Annotated in this window: 19 protein-coding genes and 1 pseudogene; 7 read left to right on the top strand and 13 right to left on the bottom strand. The window is 50.5% G+C overall.

Annotated elements, in window-relative coordinates; genetic code table 11:
- Positions 1–47: 47 nt before the first annotated feature.
- From lnt to rpoH, 3 genes are all read left to right on the top strand, one after another.
- The gene (gene lnt, locus Q9I99_RS04575) at positions 48–1,571 is read left to right on the top strand and encodes an apolipoprotein N-acyltransferase (protein ID WP_301668284.1); all 1,524 of its coding nucleotides are present in this window, start codon (positions 48–50) and stop codon (positions 1,569–1,571) included.
- Between the two features lie 262 nt (positions 1,572–1,833).
- Positions 1,834–2,322: a hypothetical protein gene (locus tag Q9I99_RS04570; RefSeq protein ID WP_301668285.1), complete on the top strand. Its 489-nt coding sequence runs from the start codon at positions 1,834–1,836 to the stop codon at positions 2,320–2,322.
- A 381-nt stretch (positions 2,323–2,703) separates the two neighbouring features.
- Positions 2,704–3,567, top strand: coding sequence for an RNA polymerase sigma factor RpoH (gene rpoH / locus Q9I99_RS04565; protein WP_301668286.1), 864 nt, complete (start codon positions 2,704–2,706; stop codon positions 3,565–3,567).
- Positions 3,568–3,739: 172 nt separating this feature from the next.
- Here the strand turns inward: rpoH and Q9I99_RS04560 are convergent, their stop codons facing one another.
- The 6 genes from Q9I99_RS04560 to Q9I99_RS04535 all read right to left on the bottom strand — a co-directional run bounded on the left by Q9I99_RS04560 (position 3,740) and on the right by Q9I99_RS04535 (position 7,777).
- The gene (locus Q9I99_RS04560; RefSeq protein ID WP_301668287.1) at positions 3,740–4,228 is read right to left on the bottom strand and encodes a hypothetical protein; all 489 of its coding nucleotides are present in this window, start codon (positions 4,226–4,228) and stop codon (positions 3,740–3,742) included.
- Positions 4,229–4,251: 23 nt separating this feature from the next.
- Positions 4,252–4,686: a hypothetical protein gene (locus Q9I99_RS04555; protein WP_301668288.1), complete on the bottom strand. Its 435-nt coding sequence runs from the start codon at positions 4,684–4,686 to the stop codon at positions 4,252–4,254.
- Positions 4,687–5,059: 373 nt separating this feature from the next.
- Positions 5,060–5,539, bottom strand: coding sequence for an SMI1/KNR4 family protein (locus Q9I99_RS04550; RefSeq protein ID WP_301668289.1), 480 nt, complete (start codon positions 5,537–5,539; stop codon positions 5,060–5,062).
- The gene (locus Q9I99_RS04545; protein WP_301668290.1) at positions 5,539–6,126 is read right to left on the bottom strand and encodes an HNH endonuclease; all 588 of its coding nucleotides are present in this window, start codon (positions 6,124–6,126) and stop codon (positions 5,539–5,541) included. The genes Q9I99_RS04550 and Q9I99_RS04545 overlap by 1 nt, the downstream gene beginning before the upstream one ends.
- Positions 6,051–7,220 (bottom strand): VENN motif pre-toxin domain-containing protein, encoded by a 1,170-nt coding sequence (locus Q9I99_RS04540; protein WP_301668291.1) that lies wholly within the window; start codon positions 7,218–7,220, stop codon positions 6,051–6,053. The genes Q9I99_RS04545 and Q9I99_RS04540 overlap by 76 nt, the downstream gene beginning before the upstream one ends.
- A gap of 20 nt (positions 7,221–7,240) precedes the next feature.
- Positions 7,241–7,777, bottom strand: a complete 537-nt coding sequence (locus tag Q9I99_RS04535) for a YqhA family protein (RefSeq protein WP_301668292.1) — start codon at positions 7,775–7,777, stop codon at positions 7,241–7,243.
- Positions 7,778–7,952: 175 nt separating this feature from the next.
- Here Q9I99_RS04535 and Q9I99_RS04530 point away from each other — a divergent pair, with 175 nt between their 5' ends.
- Positions 7,953–8,828 (top strand): YicC/YloC family endoribonuclease, encoded by an 876-nt coding sequence (locus Q9I99_RS04530; RefSeq protein WP_301668293.1) that lies wholly within the window; start codon positions 7,953–7,955, stop codon positions 8,826–8,828.
- A gap of 83 nt (positions 8,829–8,911) precedes the next feature.
- Here Q9I99_RS04530 and Q9I99_RS04525 read toward each other — a convergent pair whose 3' ends face one another.
- The 5 genes from Q9I99_RS04525 to pgeF all read right to left on the bottom strand — a co-directional run bounded on the left by Q9I99_RS04525 (position 8,912) and on the right by pgeF (position 12,353).
- Complete coding sequence (locus Q9I99_RS04525; protein ID WP_301668396.1) at positions 8,912–9,427, bottom strand: RDD family protein; 516 nt, start codon at positions 9,425–9,427, stop codon at positions 8,912–8,914.
- A gap of 75 nt (positions 9,428–9,502) precedes the next feature.
- Entirely contained in the window at positions 9,503–9,922 is a 420-nt protein-coding gene (locus Q9I99_RS04520) for a hypothetical protein (RefSeq protein ID WP_301668294.1), read from the bottom strand.
- Positions 9,923–10,042: 120 nt separating this feature from the next.
- Positions 10,043–11,041, bottom strand: a complete 999-nt coding sequence (gene holA, locus Q9I99_RS04515; RefSeq protein WP_301668295.1) for a DNA polymerase III subunit delta — start codon at positions 11,039–11,041, stop codon at positions 10,043–10,045.
- A gap of 1 nt (position 11,042) precedes the next feature.
- On the bottom strand, positions 11,043–11,522 hold the full coding sequence (locus Q9I99_RS04510; protein WP_301668296.1) for an LPS-assembly lipoprotein LptE: 480 nt from the start codon (positions 11,520–11,522) through the stop codon (positions 11,043–11,045).
- 51 nt (positions 11,523–11,573) lie between these two features.
- Positions 11,574–12,353, bottom strand: coding sequence for a peptidoglycan editing factor PgeF (gene pgeF / locus Q9I99_RS04505; RefSeq protein ID WP_301668297.1), 780 nt, complete (start codon positions 12,351–12,353; stop codon positions 11,574–11,576).
- 174 nt (positions 12,354–12,527) lie between these two features.
- Here pgeF and Q9I99_RS11555 point away from each other — a divergent pair.
- Both Q9I99_RS11555 and Q9I99_RS04500 read left to right on the top strand, forming a co-directional pair.
- A pseudogene (locus Q9I99_RS11555) lies at positions 12,528–12,751 on the top strand (hypothetical protein); the annotation flags it as partial.
- Between the two features lie 218 nt (positions 12,752–12,969).
- Positions 12,970–13,917, top strand: coding sequence for a bile acid:sodium symporter family protein (locus tag Q9I99_RS04500; RefSeq protein WP_301668298.1), 948 nt, complete (start codon positions 12,970–12,972; stop codon positions 13,915–13,917).
- Positions 13,918–14,055: 138 nt separating this feature from the next.
- Here Q9I99_RS04500 and rluD read toward each other — a convergent pair whose 3' ends face one another.
- Positions 14,056–15,180: a 23S rRNA pseudouridine(1911/1915/1917) synthase RluD gene (gene rluD, locus Q9I99_RS04495; RefSeq protein ID WP_301668299.1), complete on the bottom strand. Its 1,125-nt coding sequence runs from the start codon at positions 15,178–15,180 to the stop codon at positions 14,056–14,058.
- Between rluD and Q9I99_RS04490 the strand changes: the two genes are divergently transcribed.
- Positions 15,179–15,982: an outer membrane protein assembly factor BamD gene (locus Q9I99_RS04490; protein ID WP_301668300.1), complete on the top strand. Its 804-nt coding sequence runs from the start codon at positions 15,179–15,181 to the stop codon at positions 15,980–15,982. The genes rluD and Q9I99_RS04490 overlap by 2 nt on opposite strands.
- A 233-nt stretch (positions 15,983–16,215) precedes the next feature.
- On the opposite strand, the gene Q9I99_RS04485 is transcribed toward Q9I99_RS04490, so the two are convergent.
- On the bottom strand, positions 16,216–18,435 hold the full coding sequence (locus Q9I99_RS04485; protein ID WP_301668301.1) for a DNA internalization-related competence protein ComEC/Rec2: 2,220 nt from the start codon (positions 18,433–18,435) through the stop codon (positions 16,216–16,218).
- Positions 18,436–18,468 lie beyond the last annotated feature (33 nt).

The following is an 18,468-nucleotide window of genomic DNA, read 5'->3' as shown; positions in this document are numbered from 1 at the left end:
CCGTCTGAAAGACGTTCAGGCGGCATCTTCCGAACAGACAGACGAATATGTTTTCCAAACTGGACAAATACTGGCGGCACCCCGCCCTCTACTGGCCTTTGCTCATCCTTTTTGCCGCCACCACCCCCTTCACCTTCGCACCCTACTACCACTTTTGGCTGATGCCGTTGATTTTCGGCGCCTTCGTCCGCCTCATCGAACTGCGTCCGCGTTTTGCCGCCTCTTCCGCCTACCTGTTCGGTCTGACCGCATACACGACACAGTTCTACTGGATACACACTGCCCTGCACGACGTTTCCGGCCTGCCCGACCTCTATGCCGTACCGCTGACCTTCCTGCTGCCCGCCTACCTTGCCCTCTATCCGGCACTGTGTTTCTGGCTGTGGAAAAAATTTACCCTGCCCCGGGGCATAAAGACCGGTCTGGTACTGCCCATCCTGTGGACGCTGACCGAGTTTGCCCGCGAACGTTTCCTGACCGGATTCGGCTGGGGCGCAATCGGCTACTCCCAAATCACCCCGGACAGCCCGCTGGCGGGTTTCGCCCCCTTGGGCGGCATCCATATGGTTACACTGGCAACCGCCTTTCTCGGTGTCTGGCTGGTTTTGGCGATCGACAACACCGTACGTTCTGGCAAACGCCTGCTTCCAATTATCCTGATTGCCGCCCTGCTTGCCGCAGGCTACACCGCCCAACAAACCGACTTTACCCGCCCCGACGGCAGCCGCAGCACTGTCGCCCTGCTTCAGGGCAACATCGCCCAAACCATCAAATGGCGTGAAGACCAAGTTATCCCGACCATACAGAAATATTACGAACAGGTCGGCAAAACCACTGCCGACATCGTCATCCTGCCCGAAACCGCCATCCCCGTCATGCGCCAAAACCTGCCGGAAAACATACTGGCGCAATTTGCCGAACAGGCGCAAAACAACGGCAGCACGCTCGCCGTCGGCATCAGCCAATACACTTCGGACGGCAACGGTTACGAAAACGCCATCATCAACCTGACCGGTTATCAGGAAAACAATCAGGACGGCATCCCCTACTACGCGAAAAACCACCTCGTCCCCTTCGGCGAATACAAACCGCTGCCCTTCCTGACCACGCCGCTTTACAAAATGATGGATATGCCCCTTTCCGACTTCCGCAAAGGCGGCGGCAAGCAATCCGCCCTAATGATGAAAAACCAAAAAATCGCCTTCAACATCTGCTACGAAGACGGATTCGGCGACGAACTGATTGCCGCCGCCAAAGATGCCACACTGCTTGCCAATGTCAGCAATATGGCTTGGTATGGAAAATCCAACGCCATGTACCAGCATCTCCAGCAATCGCAGGCGCGGGCTATGGAACTCGGACGCTATATGGTTCGCGCAACCAACACCGGAGCGACCGCCATCATCGCACCCAAAGGCAATATTATTGCCCAAGCACAACCCGATACCGAAACCATATTGGAAGGACACATCAAAGGCTATACCGGTGAAACGCCCTATATGAAAGCCGGCAGCTCATGGCCGTTGATAGGAATATTGACCCTTATCACACTGATACTTTTCATAATGTAATGAACTTATCCAGCAAGGTGTCTATGTTCCTAACCCTAAATTACACTATACAAAAGAAATATCTGATATTTGGAAAAAAGAAACAAATGATTTTTTACCAGGGGAAAGTACTACAGTAAGTTTTGGCAATTGGGGTGGGAATATTAAAATTATAAAAACAAGAGATGGTAGATGGGCAGTAGAAACAGGTATAGGTACACCAAATGCCTCTTTCAGTCATGGTACAACATATCGATTGAGAAAACAATGAATAGAGTAAATAATGGTAAATAAAACATGGTTACGATTAAAAGTAAAATTAGGAGAGTTTTGTCTTGGGGCTATTCCTTTATTGATTATTTTGGTTTATTTTGGAGATACTAATGGAAAAAATGATGGTGAGATTGGAATAGCTAAAATCAAGCAAACCCATGCAACTAATTTTATCTCTGATATATCGAGAAGAATGGGATCTGCAACATGGGATTTGGGTAAGCCACGTATCAATCAAAGTAATGAATTTAAGTTTTCTAATGGAAAAATTAGATTTCTGCAATGTTCTCCTAATACTAAACATAATATAGAGCAGGTATTTGAGCAATACCGCTATTTAACAATTAAAGAACATAAAACCTTTGGAAAATATTTTTGCATTGATAATAATATTGTTATAAACATAGATTCGTTTGGGAATGGTTGTGATTTAATCTTTTCAATTCAATGGGATAAGTCATATTCAAATTGTTCTGAAATACTCTTGGATTTAGATTAAGCCAGCGTAGCCTGTGCAACCAACCAAAAATGTGAAATGGTAGGGTGTAATTTATGCACACGCGGTTTTGGTTTCTCTGAACTCGGTTTCAGGCTGCCTTTTCCGAAACAAAAAATCCTAATGCCGGAACTGTCCGCCAAAGCGGACAGTCTTTTCCATGATACTGTTTACATACAGAACCGAATGTAATATAATATCCAAATCGACCTAAAATATCAGGTTTAAAAAATCAATCGAAATCAGATATAAAATTTCCTTATTTATCAACCCCTACCGCATATCTTTTATCAAACGTACGAAACACAATCCAAGCAGTGATATACTGCATCCCAACACACCAAACCGCCGATACGCAGTTTCAGCCGAAAGGAAATGCCTCAAATGAATAACGCTTTCGCATTACCCGCCATCCAAAGCGGCAACGGCAGCCTCGAACAATACATCCACACCGTCAACAGCATTCCCATGCTGACCCAAGAGGAAGAAACACGCCTTGCCGAACGCCAACACAAAGGCGACCTCAATGCTGCCAAACAGCTTATCCTGTCCCACCTGCGCGTCGTCGTTTCCATCGCGCGCGGCTATGACGGTTACGGGCTGAATCAGGCAGACCTGATTCAGGAAGGCAATATCGGACTGATGAAGGCGGTCAAACGCTACGAACCCGGCAGGGGTGCGCGCCTGTTTTCATTTGCCGTACATTGGATTAAGGCGGAAATTCACGAATTTATCCTGAAAAACTGGCGTTTGGTCCGCGTTGCCACCACCAAGCCGCAACGCAAGCTGTTTTTCAATTTACGCAGTATGCGTAAAAACCTCAACGCCCTATCCCCCAAAGAAGCGCAAAGCATTGCCGACGACTTGGGTGTCAAACTTTCCGAAGTTCTGGAAATGGAACAGCGCATGACGGGACACGACATCGCCATCATGGCAGACAACAGCGACGACGAGGACAGTTTCGCCCCCATCGACTGGCTTGCCGACCACGATTCCGAACCGAGCCGCCAACTGTCCAAACAGGCGCATTACGCCCTGCAAACCGAAGGCCTGCAAAACGCCTTGGCGCAATTGGACGACAGGAGTCGCCGCATTGTGGAAAGCCGCTGGCTTCAAGACGACGGCGGACTGACGCTGCACCAGCTTGCCGCCGAATACGGCGTATCTGCCGAACGCATCCGCCAAATCGAAGCAAAAGCCATGCAGAAACTGCGCGGTTTCCTGACCGAAGCAGCCGAAGCGGTTTGAAACGGGCGGCATTTTGCAACACGCGGAACCGTATCAGGCACATCCAAAAGGTAGGTGGGTAGTTTTAAAGCAGCCTGAAACGGAGTTCAGCGAAACCAGAACCAAAACCGCGTATGCATAAATTACACCCTACCATTTCACATTTTTGGTTGGTTGCACAGGCTACGCTGGCCTAATCTAAATCCAAGAGTATTTCAGAACAATTTGAATATAACTTATCCCATTGAATTGAAAAGAATAAATCACAGCCATTCCCAAACGAATCTATGTTTATAACAATATTGTTATCAATGCAAAAATATTTTCCAAAGGTTTTATGTTCTTTAATTATTAAATAGCGGTATTGCTCAAATACCTGCTCTATATTATGTTTAGTATTAGGAGAACATTGCAGAAATCTAATTTTTCCATTAGAAAACTTAAATTCATTACTTTGATTGATACGTGGCTTACCCAAATCCCATGTTGCAGATCCCATTCTTCTCGATATATCAGAGATAAAATTAGTTGCATGGGTTTGCTTGATTTTAGCTATTCCAATCTCACCATCATTTTTTTCATTAGTATCTCCAAAATAAAACAAAATAATCAATAAAGGAATAGCCCCAAGACAAAACTCTCCTAATTTTACTTTTAATCGTAACCATGTTTTATTTACCATTATTTACTCTATTCATTGTACGTTCACGCTTTCTTTTCATAATAATCTGTTACTGCTTTTGGTGAAAGTGGGGCGTTGCATCGATTACAATAATGAATAAATGGAACTACTCCTTGATTGCAGGCTATTTCTTGATTATCGACACTGATTACTTTTCCATTAAACTGTTTTTGAAATCTGTGGCAATAGGGGCAAATAGTTAAAAAAACTGTAGAAATCACACTATATACACCGAGCAATACAAATAACAGCATGAGCCAATCCATTAATTTATTGAAGTTAGAGATATGAAGAATTTGATATTTCTGTAAAAAAGCCAATAATCCCGTAAAACCTGTATAAAAATATACAATTTTTGATGGTATCAATCTTCGTTGGAATCTTACGGCGATTTTTAGCTCACTTTCTCTGTTTTCAGGCTTAAAAGGCATAATTTTGTCATAGTTATTCGTATCCATTGCTTATTTCCTTTTGCTTGGTTTTTCCGGTGAGTTGATTTTCTTTTTTTACATAGGCAACACATAAGCCGGCATCCGGCAATAGGCACTTGGCGATGCATGGGGGATTGATACCACAGCCATGTGATGACACTGAGTACTTAGCTTTCGTTCCATGGTTCATTGGAAAATAGCTTGGGGGAGAGGAGGTTTAGAGGTGGGTTTGTGGGCATAATTTAGGATTGCGATTAGTTAAAACAAAAAAGTAGGTAAGTGGTTTTAAGGCAGCCTGAAACCGAGTTCAGAGAAACCAAAACCGCGTGTGCATGAATGCACATCCTACCATTTCACTTTTTTGGTTGGTTACACAGGCTATGCTGGCTAGTAGTGCCAGTTAATCTACATCTTGATAAAGTTTATCTATAAAACTATCGAAATCAGGTGCGATGGGAACTGTAATCATCTTGGTATTACCTAGTTCATCTTCGTAAAATTCATCATGATACATAAGTACGATGGATGGATTACTTGAATTTTTACGGTAATCAAAACAAATATAATCGCCATTTGCACTTATTCCAAATGCAACAACTTGGTTTCCATAGCCATATTCATCATCAATGCATGAATAGGTATAGATATTTTCATGACTGGAGGCATCTTTTTTATATCCTAAAAATAAAATATTTCTGTTATCTGTGTTTTTATCATTATCAATAAAAATAAAACAATCTTCTTCGGGATATAAATAATCATGTTCACTTATCAAATATATATACGATCTAGGGAATGTTACACCTAAATTTTCTGCAAATTTTTCAATGATTGAAGTAGAAACTTTTCCTTCATCTCTCCAGATATTTAATTTTTTCATTATTCATTTCCTTGATTAACGTCCTTTTTTAATGCATTTTGACCAGTATGTCTAACTGCATCATGTATTTCCAACGGTACTAGCTGCATATTATTTGGTGCACTTTGTGCATTATGATGCCAAATATATCCATTAATAGTCCGTTTTCCAGCCATAATATCTTCTAACTGTGTGCTAGTAAAATTTGATTTAGGAATTACCCCCTTTTCTATTGCATCTCGCAAGCTTCTTGTAGCCGCTCTCATTTGTCCGGTAGTTGATAAAGAAGTATCTAATCGTGTGGTAAATTTCGCTACATTATCGAAAATAGGCAAACCACGGCTATCATAAGCAATATTAGCTACCAAACTTTTCCCTGAAACAGGGTCTTTATAATCTACACGAACTGATTTTCCACTTAAATTGGAGGTAACAGTTGAAGTATAATCAGATTTATTTTGATTGTTTACACTCTGTTGTGGTTTACGAGGGACTGTTGTAGATGTAATATTTTCTGCCCCATATCTTTTTTCTAGTTCCGTTCTAATTTTTTGTGGTTCATAAGGTAAATCAGCGCCTTTACGCGCATCTTGCATAGCTTCAACCATCTTTTGGGTATTGCCTGCTGCTTTTGCTGCTTCATATGCTTTTTCAGCTTGATGCACTTTTTTGAGAGCATCTCCATATAGGGGAATAACTCCCATTGCGGCAAAAAATAATCTCCTTTTGTTTTTGCTTCTGCAAACCCTTTCATATCCCCAATTACTGGAACAAAGTCAACCATGAATAAAGTTATTACTTTAATATTTTCTTGTTGGTTTTGTTCAAAACGCTTTTGGCATTCTTGCCGAGAAGATAATTTTATACATGAGGATAAAAAGTCTCTTTGTATTCTTTCATCAGGGGTAAACCCATCTCTATCCAAAATACCATTATTCCCCACCGCACTCTTCGCATTCAGGCTGCCTTGCACCGTATCTGTTGCGCTGTTGCCGACTGCCGCACCCGTAGCCGTACCCAATAAGTTTGTAATCGCTGTTACAGTCTCTTTCTCTCCCGCCGTTAAGTCGCTTCCTTTTTCTTTGCCATATAACCATTTGCTGATGTAAGGCGCAGCCGCTTCCGACCCACCAGCACTCAATGCTCCTGCTAGAGCATTGTTGTCTCCTGCTGCGGCAACCGCTGCTCCTAATACCGCGTGGGCAAGAACGTGTGCGGTTTCTTGACTGGCGGTTAGTTTGCCATTCGCGTTTTGACCGGCTAAATCTTTAAAGTGCTGTCCAATCGCATACGATACGGCCGGCGATGCGGTAGCCGCAGCGATGCCCGCTCCGCTTTGGGTCGGCGCAGCCAAGCCCGAGGCTAACATGTTGAGAATGACTTTGCCTTGTTGCCAATTATCTGCTTTTGCTGCCGCATCTTGAGCTTCATGGGCTTTGCGTTTGGCAGATTCCATATCGCCATTGGCTAATGCCTCGGCTGCTGCTGTTTCGGCTGCTTCTTTGTCTGCTTTGAGTTTGTCTAAATGTTGGTTAATCTCGGTATTGGCTTGTTGAACATTTTTACTAAAATCTTGGCTGACGGTTCTTTGTAAATCCAGCTCGCTTTGTACCGCTTTTTTTTGTTGAAGGTGTTTTTCAGGTATGCCACCCTGATTTGTAAAAGGTTGCACCCCTCGGGCAAACCTAAACCCTACTGCCACGAAAGCAGGATGCCCGACCGTTAAGGAAATTGCGAAAAACCCCTACCTAGACGGCTTGGCGGGGGTTTTCCATAGGGACACCGATGCACACCATACGCGATTTTATCCGTCAACGCCATTGCCGGAACGGGGAAACACGGATGAATCGGGCACTGCCGCATCGCTTGCTTTTCCGACACATTACCCGCGTTGATGAACGTTTGCAGCAGACGGACGGGCGAAATGCCGATAATCGGCAGCGGCAGACCCACTTCAAAAACCGAAACATTCACGTTGCCCGACATTCCGGTCGGTCGGAATGTCTGCCGATCCGCAGGCAGGAGGCAAAGGTTTCGCACTCCCGTCAGAACCATCGTCATCAGCTCGGCAATCATCGCCGCATCAATCAGGTTCGACACTGCCGACATAATGGCGTTCGCATCCAAAACACCCGCTTCGGTTGCCAAGTTCCACAGGGATTTCAAAAATGCATAGGCATAAACCGCCCGAACCGCAATCAGCCCCGCATAAATCGGCATTTGCAGCCAGCAGCTTGAAAAAATCATCTTTGCCGTCATCCCCGTCTCCGACCGCTGTTTCCCAATCCGTTTTCGGACATTACGCCCCTCGGGCAAACAAAGGCACGGGTTTTCATATGTGCGCCTTCAAACATTAATTTTTCCGCCCCTCAACGCCGGCGTGCGGGCAGATATGATATATTCGATACTGTTTTAACGGAATTTGGAAGACAATATGACGACCCACATCCACAGCATGACCGGCTTTGCCAACGCGGCGGCAGAGTGCGGCAGCAAACGCATCAACCTCGATATCCGCGCCGTCAACCACCGCTTTTTGGACATTCAAATCAGGATGCCGGATGATTTGCGCCATTTGGAAAGCGGTATCCGCGAGAAAATTTCATCCCATATCGCGCGCGGCAAAGTCGAATGCAAAATTCAAATTCAAGATGCGGAAAACGGCAATCAGTCTTTGGAACTGAATCGCGATCTGGTCGGACAGCTTGCCGAAATCAACAAAGACCTCCGCAAGCATTATGATTTGGCAAAACTGGGCGTTGCCGATATTTTGCGCTTTCCGGGCGTATTGGCAAGCCAAAGGGAAAATACGGACGCATTGGCAAAGGTTATTGCCGATTTGACCGATTCGGCACTGAAGGACTTTACCGCCACACGCCGGCGCGAAGGGAAAAAATTGGGCGAGCACCTGCTGCAACGCCTTGAGGCTATGGAAGAAATCATCGGGGCATTGGGCGAAATCTTCCCCGCGCTGGTGGAAGCGCATAAAGAAAAAATCTGCTTGCGCCTCGTCGAAGCAGTCGGAGACATCAATAATGACAGGCTGCAACAGGAATTTGCCCTCTTTATTCAAAAATCCGACATCGACGAAGAATTTAGCCGCCTGCGCACGCATATCGACGAAGTACGCCGCATCGTTACCGAACACAAAGGCAGCAGCGGCAAACGGCTGGACTTCCTGATGCAGGAATTAAACCGCGAAGCCAACACTTTGGGCAGCAAATCCATTGCCGCCGAATGCACCCGAGCCTCGGTCGAACTGAAAGTCTTAATCGAGCAGATGCGGGAACAAGTGCAAAATATCGAATAATCGGTTTTCCCGATAACCAAATGCCGTCTGAAAGCCCTTTCAGACGGCATTTTTTCAGGTTGAAACCTTTGCGGTATAAAGGCTTAGGGCTTTCCTTTGACCTCCACCAATCTTGTTCCTGCAAGAAAATCATACAGAAACTGCCGATCGGGATTCAGCAGGGCGAACCCCCACGGCAAAATCAGCCAAACCAATGCCGCGCCGGCTGCGCCCTTGGGTGGAATGCCGAGGAAGTGGCGCAATCCGGCATAAGCAAGCATAGGAATGAAGACAATGAATATGCACGCCCAAATAAAGCGCAGACGCAGCAGGTGCAAAGACGGCTGCATACCGTTAACATCGCACAAACCGATTTTCCATGTCCTCATTGCCAAAGTCTGCCCCTGTCCGTGCCAGTTGGTGCGGAAATACACCCACCACGAACCCATTATCAGGATACTGGTTACCAAGGCGGAAAGCAGGGTAGAAACAGGATTGAGGAAAATGGCGGCGATACCGGCAAGCAATGCTGCCAAACAGGTTGCCGCACCAACCAGCAGCATCTCATACAGCATGGCGGCAAAGCGGCGTTTGAGCGGGGCGGTTTTCAGTGTCATCATCTTTTCAATCGGAATATGCCGTCTGAAACGCCAACAGGCTTCAGACGGCATTTGTGCAAAGATGCCTTGCGGCGGTTAACGGTGCGGACGCTTCTGGCCGCGCGACTGTTTTGCCGCCATTTGATTGATTTCCTGACGGGTCGGACGTTTTTTGAACATGGCGTGCGCCTCGTCCACCGAACATTTTTGCGACAGGCAGATCAGGGTAATCGCATCTTTTTGGTGTTGTCCGCCGCTGTGGTACATACGGCGCAGGTTTGCCTCGTTGATTCTGCCTTTTTCGGGATCAATGTCGAATTTTTTCAAGCGTTCGATAAACTGGCGTTGCTGTCGGCGGGATGTCCAAACAAAGCCGCCCGCAGCGGCGGCGACGATGACGGCGGCAATCAGGATGGCGAGCGGCCAGGAGTCGACGATGAGCACGATAATCAGGCTTAAAACGGCGGTGGTCAGCAGAATCAGACCGCCGAGGCGCAGTTTGGTTTTATTGTCCATAGGGTTGATATTCCTTTATTGAGGTAGTCATGCCGTCTGAAACGGTTTCGGACAGGTTGACAAATATTTATCGGGATTGACGGCATTTTACCGTATTTTCGGATTTTGGGGATTACCGCCTTATTCCGCCAGCGACACGACAAGCTGTTTGAACGCCGCCCACGCATCGCCGTCTTCCGCGCCTTTGATGATTCGGTCGATTTGGGCGCAGGTTTTAAGCGCGTCAAGCAGGCGGACGACGGAAATCCGCTTGACCGCAAGCGGTGCGAGCGTCTGTTTGTCGCCCCAAAGCCTGAGGCTGTTGCGGACGGATTGGATGCTCTGCCCCTGTTTCAGGGCGGCAGCAAGCCGGATCAGCGTCCGCACGTCTTCGGCAACCGCCCACAGAAGCAGCACCGGTTCTTCACCTTCCTCCTGCAATCCGTCCAACAACCTGCATACGCGCGGCACATCACCCTTCATCCATGCGCCGGCAAGCTGAAAAACGTCAAAGCGGGCAACATTGGCAACGGCGGTTTGCGCCTCATCGATATTGACGGTATGTCCTTTCGGATACAGCAGCCCAAGCTTGTCGATTTCCTGACGTGCCGCCAGCAGATTGCCTTCCACGCGCTCGGCAAACAGTGCCAATGCATCTGCCTCGATACCCAAACCGATTTTGTCCAGCCGTCCGCGTATCCATTGGGGCAAAGCCGCCGCGCCGACCGGTTTGGCTTCCCACACTTCCCCCTTTGCCGCCAATGCTGCAAACCATTTGGACTGGAGCTGGGTTTTCTCCAGTTTGGGCAGTAAAACCAGCGTTACCGTATCTTCCGGCAGTCGGGCGGCAAAATCCTGCAACGCCTCGCCGCCGGTTTTGCCGGGCTTGCCGTTAGGGATATGCAGTTCCAACAGCTTCAAATCGGCAAACAGACCCGCACTGCCTGCGGTTTGCAGCAGTTCTTTCCAATCGAAAGACGCATCGGCGGTATAGGCTTCGCGGTTGAGGTAGCCCTGTTCCTTTGCCGCCGCTCTCAATGCGTCCAATGCCTCGATACGCAACAGTTCTTCCTCGCCGTGGATGACGTACAGAGGTTTCAAAGGCACGTCCGTGTCGATGCGTCCGATATGTGCCGCCACGTCATTCCGCCTTCAGAAAGGTCAGGCGGCGGACAATCTGTTCGGCGGCATCCTGCCGCATTTCCGCCCACAACACCGCCTCTTCTTCCTGTTTGCCCAAGATTTCGTTGTCGGCATAGGCAAGGACGCGGCGGACGGACACGGTCATCGGTTTGCCGACCGGCTCGCCGCGTTTCAATACCTGCGCTTCAACCGTCAAGATTAAAAGATATTCGTTGATTGCCGCCGCGCGGGTAACGGTGTAGGTTTCCTTGTTTTGGGAAACGCTGTCTATACGCAGGGTCATCTGCGCGCCGGCAGCATCGTCCACCCTGCCCGAAGCCTGATACAGCGCGGTTTCCAAAGGAAACCGCAATGCCTGTCCGCCTTCGATGTGCCAGCTCCGGTAGGTCAGCGGCGGAGAAATGCCGTCTGCACCTTTCAGGTGGAAACCGCACGCGCCCAGCATCAGCACTGCGGCAGTAAGAAACAGTTTGTTCATAGCTTGCCTTTCTCAAAAGCACAAAGTCGGTAGATTATATCAGCGGCGTGTTCAGACGGCATTGCCGTCCAGCCAAATCAGGCTCGCCATACGCCCTGTCGCTCCGTCGCGGCGGTAGGAAAAGAAAGTATCCCGTTCCAAAACCGTACAATGCGTGCCGCCGTATACGCCGCCCACGCCTTCGCGCTTCAGAATCAGGCGGGCGAGCACGTAAAGGTCGGCAAGGAATTTGCCGCCGCCTATGCCTTCAAATGCGGCGGCGGCTTCGGGCACGGGCGTGCAGAACGCATCAAACACATCCTGTCCGACTTCAAACGCATCCGCACTGATGGCGGGGCCGAGATACGCCATCATTTCGACGGGCGGAACCTTCATCGCGGCAATGGTGTTTTGCAATACGCCGCCCGCCAAACCGCGCCAGCCCGCGTGTGCGGCGGCAACCGCCGTACCTGCCCTGTCGCAAAATAGAACGGGCAGGCAGTCGGCGGTCATCACGGCACAGACGGCTTTACCCGTGTCGTCCACGGAAGCATCCGCATCGGGTGTGCCGCCCAACGCTTCGGCAGCGTTGACGACGACGGTACTGTGGATTTGATTGAGGTAGGCAACGGGCAATCCGACCTGCTGTTGCACGATTTCGCGGTTGCGGCGCACGGCTTCGGGATTGTCGCCGACGTGCGTACCGAGGTTCAAACTCTGATACGCACCTTGGCTCACGCCGCCGTTGCGCGTGGTAATCAGGGTTTTCACATTGGCGGGAGCGGGCCAATCGGCGGTCAGGAAGTTTTTGCCTTTCGGGGCAAGATTTAGGGTTTCTGTGATGGTTTTCATTGGATATTGGAATAGGTGTGTGGCGGAAAGGGTTGATTAACTGCCTTCGGGGCAAATGGATGCTTGTTTTTTCGTCATTCCCGCACAGGCGGGAATCCGGAGATTCGGGATTGCTTTCAATTGTTCAAACGTTCGGATTCGGATTCTTGCAGGTGCGGGAATGATGCCCTTATATATAGTGGATTAAATTTAAATCAGGACAAGGCGACGAAGCCGCAGACAGTACAAATAGTACGGAACCGATTCACTTGGTGCTTCAGCACCTTAGAGAATCGTTCTCTTTGAGCTAAGGCGAGGCAACGCCGCACTGGTTTAAATTTAATCCACTATACTTTCTCCGAGCTTTATATGTTTCAACAGAGGACGGCACATCAAGCACCGCACTGCGTGTTGCCCGAACGAGACTGCCCTCCGATTAGATTCTATCGCCATAAACAGACGGGTTTCAACCGAAAAGGAATGGGGATAAAGTCCATTTCCGACACCTCTCGGGTGATGCCGTCTGAAAACCAATCTCCACTTTCAGACGGCATTGTTTAGGCGCGGTCATTTTGCAAATTAAGGTTAAGGCGTGTATGCTTGCCTTCCCTTAAAAACAAACACGCAACGCATTATTATGAATATCCTCAGTAAAATTAGCAGCTTTATCGGAAAAACATTTTCCCTCTGGGCCGCGCTCTTTGCCACTGCCGCTTTTTTCGCGCCCGACACCTTCAAATGGGCCGGACCTTATATTCCTTGGCTGTTGGGCATTATTATGTTCGGTATGGGTTTGACGCTCAAACCTTCCGACTTCGATATTTTGTTCAAACATCCCAAAGCTGTCATCATCGGCGTAATCGCTCAATTCGCCATTATGCCGGCAACCGCCTGGCTGCTGTCCAAACTGTTGAACCTGCCTGCCGAAATCGCGGTCGGCGTGATTTTGGTCGGCTGCTGCCCGGGCGGTACGGCTTCCAATGTGATGACCTATCTGGCGCGTGGCAATGTGGCTTTGTCGGTTGCCGTTACGTCTGTTTCCACCCTGATTTCCCCATTGCTGACTCCCGCCATCTTCCTGATGCTTGCCGGTGAAATGCTGGAAATCCAAGCGGCCGGTATGTTGATGTCCATCGTCAAAATGGTTTTGCTCCCCATTGTTTTGGGTTTGATTGTCCATAAGGTTTTGGGCAGTAAAACCGAAAAGCTGACCGATACGCTGCCGCTGGTTTCCGTTGCCGCCATCGTGCTGATTATCGGCGCGGTAGTCGGGGCAAGCAAAGGCAAGATTATGGAAAGTGGCCTGCTGATTTTTACGGTTGTCGTACTCCACAACGGCATCGGCTACCTGCTCGGCTTCTTTGCCGCCAAATGGACCGGCCTGCCTTATGATGCACAAAAAACGCTGGCCATCGAAGTCGGTATGCAAAACTCGGGCCTGGCCGCCGCGCTTGCCGCCGCACACTTTGCCGCCGCGCCGGTTGTTGCCGTTCCGGGCGCATTGTTCAGCGTGTGGCACAATATCTCCGGCTCGCTGCTGGCAACTTATTGGGCGGCCAAAGCCGGTAAACATAAAAAACCCTAAACGCCTTTCATCATAATACCGTCTGAACGGGGCAAACGAAACCGGCGGTTTCTACCCGACCCTTTCAGACGGCCTTTGTTTAAAATCGGCAGGGACGATTGTCCGGCTGCCTGCGTTCGCCCCGCCTTTCAAGCCGCCTCACTCCCTTACATAAACCACTTTGACATCATAGTCGTCTTCGTTCCAATCATCGTCGTCGTCCGCGCCGAATTTGTCCTGCCATTCCTCTTCATTGCTCAAAGACGAATCCAAACCGGCTTCAAGACGGAGGACGGATAACAAATGATATATGTCGTCCGGAATCGGGGCTTCAAACGAAACGGTTTCGCCGCTTTCCGGATGGACGAAACTCAAGCGGTAGGCGTGCAATGCCTGACGCGCGCCCAGACTTTTAACGGCTTCTTTCACCGTGTCGCCGCACGGGTGGCGCAGGTTGCCGTAAACCGGGTCGGCAGCAAGCGGATGGTTGGCTTCGCGCATATGGACGCGGATTTGGTGCGTCCTGCCCGTTTCGAGCGAACATTCGATATAGCTGTGGGCAAGATAGCGTTCCAACACTTTGACGTGGGTTACGGCAGGCTTGCCGCCGAATTTGACCACCGCCATTTTCAGGCGGTTGTGCGGATCGCGTCCGATTTGGGTTTCAATTTTGCCGTCAAAGGGGACGATGCCGTTGGCGACGGCGCGGTAGATGCGTTTGACCGTGCGCTCTTGAAGCTGCCGCACAAGGGAATTTTGCGCCGGCAGGGTTTTGGCGACCACCATCAGGCCGCTGGTTTCCTTGTCGAGGCGGTGGACGATGCCTGCACGCGGAATTTGGGACAGCTCGGGGCAATGCGCCAACAGGCCGTTGAGCAGCGTCCCCGTCCAGTTGCCCGCCGCCGGATGCACCACCAGTCCGGCCGGTTTGTTGACAACGATGACGGTATCGTCTTCGTAAACAATATCCAAATCCATAGGCTCCGGCATGAATGCCAGATTCTCCTCACTCGGGCGGACGGTTACACGGATTTGCTCACCGCCTATCATTTTGTCTTTGGGTTGCGAAGGTTTATCGTTTACAATAACCGCGCCTTCTCTAATCCATGATGTCAACCGGCTGCGCGAATAGTCTGGCAGAAGTTTTGCCAATACCGCATCCAACCGCCCGCCGGCAAGCTCGAGCGGAACAGTCAGACAAATACAGTTTTCGGTTTCCGGGGCTGACACAAAGTCTGAATCATCGCTATAATCGGATTCATTATCAAAGGAAGTATTCTGCATGAAAAAAATTCTTTTAACGGTTTCATTAGGTTTGGCACTGAGTGCCTGTGCCACCAAAGGTACGGTAGATAAAGATGCCCAGATTACCCAAGACTGGAGTGTGGAAAAACTCTATGCCGAAGCCCAGGACGAGCTGAACAGCAGCAATTATACGCGAGCTGTCAAATTATACGAAATCTTGGAATCGCGCTTCCCTACCAGCCGCCATGCCCAGCAATCCCAACTGGATACCGCATACGCCTATTATAAAGACGATGAAAAAGACAAAGCTCTGGCGGCAATCGAACGCTTCCGCCGCCTTCACCCGCAACACCCGAATATGGACTACGCGCTATACCTGCGCGGTTTGGTACTGTTCAACGAAGATCAGTCTTTCTTGAACAAACTGGCCTCGCAAGACTGGTCCGACCGCGACCCGAAAGCCAACCGCGAAGCGTACCAAGCGTTTGCGGAACTCGTCCAACGCTTCCCGAACAGCAAATACGCCGCTGATGCGACCGCACGCATGATCAAACTGGTCGATGCTTTGGGCGGCAATGAAATGTCGGTAGCGCGTTACTACATGAAACGCGGCGCATATATCGCCGCCGCCAACCGCGCCCAAAAAATTATCGGCAGCTATCAAAATACACGCTATGTCGAAGAATCACTGGCCATATTGGAACTTGCCTACCAAAAACTCGGTAAACCGCAGCTTGCCGCCGACACACACCGCGTTTTGGAAGCCAACTTTCCGAAAAGCCCGTTTTTGACGCACGCCTGGCAGCCCGACGATATGCCTTGGTGGCGTTACTGGCATTAAGCCCATCCTCGAAATGCCGTCTGAATCCGTTTCAGACGGCATTTTATGTTCCGGCGCAAACCTTTCCGCTCACCCAACGGTTCTCCCTACCGTTAACGGCAATGCCCTTTCTGTTTTTGACGCACACTGAAAATCAAACGATATGCCTTGCCGGCACGAACCGGCGTTAACGCCAAAATGCCGTCTGAAGTCCTTTTAGACGACATTTTCCGTTCCGGCACCAGCCTTCCCATTCACTCAAACGGTTTTTTCTGCCAATAGAATTTATACCCTCTCAAACGTTGAGCCTTCACGCCGCCGCGTCCCAAGCCGAATTGCAGCGCGCCCGACAAATCGGTACGCAGCAGTTTGATGCCGTGTGCGCGGACACGGTTCTGTACCGCTTCGGTCGGATGTTTGTAGGCGTTGGCATAACCGCTTGAAGCAACGGCATATTCGGGCGAGACGGCATTGAGGAACACGCCCGACGAGGACGTATTGCTGCCGTGATGTCCCAACACCAACACCTGGCTGTACAGGTTGCCTCCATACTTGCCGACCAGGCTTTCCTCGCCCTTCATATCCAAATCTCCGGTTACCAGCAAAGCCGCACCGCCGGCCACAACACGCAAAACACAACTTTTCCCATTATCATCGATGTTTTTGCGTTCAGACGGCATCAAAAACTCGAAATCCACGCCGTCCCATTGCCAACGCTGTTCCGCACAATGCCGCGCCCCCTCATAAAATTCCGGCTGTCCGGCATAAATCCCGCCGTTCGGTATCTTGCCGACTGCCTGAAAACCGCCGTCGTGGTCGCTGTCGTGATGCGACAGAACCAGCTTGTCCAAACGGCGGACACCCGCCGCATTCAAACTCGGCACAATCCCCGTCTGCGCCGCCGATGCAGTTCCGGTGTCAAACAAAAGATGATGATTTGCCGTCTGAACCGACACTGACAAGCCCTGCCCCGCATCCCAAACCGTAACCGCAGCCTCATTTTCCGGCACGCCGGGCGGACGGTAAAACACAAACCCTGCCAACAGCAACACTGCCCACGGACGCAAACCCAAGCCGCGCGGCAGCAGCAACATCAAAGCGGCACACACCGCCAAAACCAACAGCGGCAAAGGTGCGGTGGCAACGGCAAACTCGGGCGACACATCGGCAAGCCACACCAAAAACCGCAAAGTGTATTCCGCCCAAAATGCCCCCGCCTGCTGAAGCGGCTCAAACGGAAAAACCGAACCCAGCAACGCCAGCGGCGTCAATACCCAAGAAAACCACGGAATCGCTGCCGCATTGACCAAAGGGCTGATTAAAGGCAGCGAAGCAAACAGATAACCGAGCAAAACCACCGACAACACCGAAGCCGCCCACTGCCCGCGCAAAGCAGTTTGCCGTTTCCCCTCGTGCAAACGCCCCGAACACGCCCATATCAGTGCCGCCACCAAACCGAAAGACAGCCAAGTCCCCACACCCAAAACCGCCAAAGGGTCGAACAGCAGCACCGCCGCCAACGCCTGCCACCACGTCGCCCACGCCGACAATCTTCCCCTGCGCCACGCCCACGCAAACGCCGCCAACATCAAAACACTGCGCTGCGTCGGCACGGAAAAACCGGCAAGCAGCGCGTAAAACAGCGCGCCCGCACACCCCGCCGCCAAAACCCACACGCGCGGCCGGGCAGGAAGGCGTGGGGAACAGGCAAGCAGCTGCTTCGCCAGCCACGCAAACAGTACCGCCACCATCGTAACGTGCAAACCCGAGATACTGACCAGATGAGTCAGCCCCAACGGTCGGAACGCCTGCCACAATTCGGGGCGCAATGCCGACTGTTCGCCCACACTCAACGCGCGCATCAGCCCAATGCCGTCTGAAAGCCCGCCGTCCGTATCCGCCTGCTGCCAATTGCGGCTGATGCGGCTGCGCCAAACCGCAATCCCCCAACCGCTTCCGTCATGCAGCAAAACCCTGTCCGCACCGACCGTCCCCACGCCGCCTATCCCGTTGGATAATGCCCACGCCTCACGGTTCAGTCCCCTCAGGTTCAATTCTCCTACGACAGGGCGCACGCGCGCCGTTATCCGCCACTTGCTCCCGACCGTCCACTCACGTTGCTTATAATCAGACAGCAACAAGTCAAACCGCCGTCCCTCGCTGTCTACGGCCTTTGCCGCAAAACGGACGCTCCGCCCGTCCGAACTCGGCATATCTGCCACTTCCACCGTTAACGGCACACCCGAAACCACCTCCGCCCGCCATTGGGAAGACAATGCCGCCTCCGTCCTGAACACACCGTAGGCAGCACCCGCCAAAACACACAACATCAAACCGGCAAATCCAAACCGCCTTGCAGACACAGCAAAAACCGCAAAAGCCGCCAACCAAAACAGCCAATGCGGTACAACCGGCAGTGCGAACGAAGCTGCCACGCCGACAACCCAACACGGCAAAAACCAACGACGGAACACGTCTCCCCACTCCCTATATTTCAAAAATAAACG

This window comes from Neisseria basseii, from assembly GCF_962707005.1.
In the GTDB taxonomy this organism is placed as follows: domain Bacteria; phylum Pseudomonadota; class Gammaproteobacteria; order Burkholderiales; family Neisseriaceae; genus Neisseria; species Neisseria bergeri.
The sequence above is the reverse complement of the archived record's forward strand: the minus strand, read 5'-3'. Positions and strand labels throughout refer to the sequence as shown.